The 1,555-nt window shown below is 35.8% G+C and carries 1 protein-coding gene and 1 pseudogene; both read right to left on the reverse strand.

The genetic code is table 11. The features are described from left to right. Positions 1-417: pseudogene (locus AC1DTM_RS25900) on the reverse strand (6-bladed beta-propeller); the annotation flags it as partial. A 98-nt stretch (positions 418-515) separates the two neighbouring features. Continuing rightward, entirely contained in the window at positions 516-1,511 is a 996-nt protein-coding gene (locus AC1DTM_RS25905) for a 3-oxoacyl-ACP synthase (protein ID WP_016104546.1), read from the reverse strand. Positions 1,512-1,555: the final 44 nt, after the last annotated feature.

A 1,555-nucleotide genomic window follows, 5' to 3' on the forward strand; every position in this document is an offset into this window, starting at 1 on the left:
ATCTGTAATTATTATATTTCCTTGGCTATCTACATCTATTCCTTGTGGTGAGAAAAACTGCCCTGACATACCATTAAAACTTCCAAAAGACTCTAAAAAGATTCCATTTTCATTATAAATATTCACACGATTATTAGAAGTATCTGTGACATAAACCGTATTATTTATATCAATTTCAATTCCTATTGGCAAAAAGAGATCTCCTGGACCCTCTCTCCAATTTTCTAGTGGATCTAAGTTTCCTGCCCCATGATTTGTACCCCATTTAGTAAGAAATTTACCATCGTTATCAAATTTTTGAATCCTATTATTGATTCGATCAACAACATAAACATTATCTTTTGAATCAATTGCTAATTGCATAGGTTGAGAAAACTCTCCCTCTCCACTCCCCTTTCTCCCCCATGATTTCACATATTTTACAGCTGAGGCACTTCCTACAGAAGTAAACATTCCTAGACTCACAGTAACAATGAAAAAACAACATATAATTTTTTTTATAAAATCCATGCTTACTACCACCTAATCACAGTAGCTGCCCAAGTATACCCAGTACCTGCACTAACCGCTACTGCAATATCTCCAGGCTGTAATTTCCCTTGTTCATTTGCAATGTGAAGACCGATACACGGATCAAGCGCTGACATATGCCCATAATGATCTAAATATACAACTTGTTCTTCTACTAATCCCAATCCTTGTAACAATTCTATTAACATAGAACGTTTTGTATGCAGTGGTAATAATACTTTAATATCTTTGGGAGTTAATCCACTTTTTCTTAACGCCTCCCGAATAACCTTTTCAAAATTAGGAGTTGAAACCAGATCTAAACGTTCTTTCATACTAATAGGATCTATTACATCGATATAATGTTGTCGATTCTCAACCGTATCATAGCTAGCAATTTGTTTCGATCCACCTGCTGGAATACGTACATCTTCATGAAATGAACCATCCGTTATAATAGCACTTCCTAATATTTCACCGTTGCTAGCGCCTTTTTTTACTAAGGCTGCACTTCCGCCATCAGCGAAATTAAACATGAAACGTGAGCGTGGATTATCATAATCTACAATTTGAGATTCTTTACATCCACCTACTAATAATATGTTTTCAATTGATTTATCAGAGTAGAGCATATCTTTTGCGACTTTGAGAGCAATTGGAAAGCAAGAACTAACATTCATAATTTCAAAAGCATAAGCATTCTTCAATCCAAGTTCATGCTGAATTTTTGGGGCACTAGACCATACGTGGTAATCTTTATGTGGACTGCCAAAATAAATGACTACATCAATAGATTGAGGATTAACTTGTAGTAATATTGGCTTTGCAGCAGCAATAGCTAAATCTGATGCATGCATCGTTTCGTCTGCGACATGCTTTTCATATAGCCCAAATTTTTCTATAATAATATTCTCAGGGATACCTGTTTTTTTAGATAGGTCTGCAGCTGTCTCTACGCCTTTTGGGAAGAATACTCCTGTCGCTTCAATCCCGATATTCATTAGACTACTCCTCCTTCTTTTGGCACCATCATAGTAGCTACACC

The sequence above is a fragment of the Bacillus sp. P4_D3 genome (assembly GCF_056401855.1).

Coding starts and splice junctions, on each gene's coding strand:
- AC1DTM_RS25905 (WP_016104546.1), bottom strand. CDS start 1,511: ATGAATATCGGGATTGAAGCGACAGGAGTATTCTTCCCAAAAGGCGTA.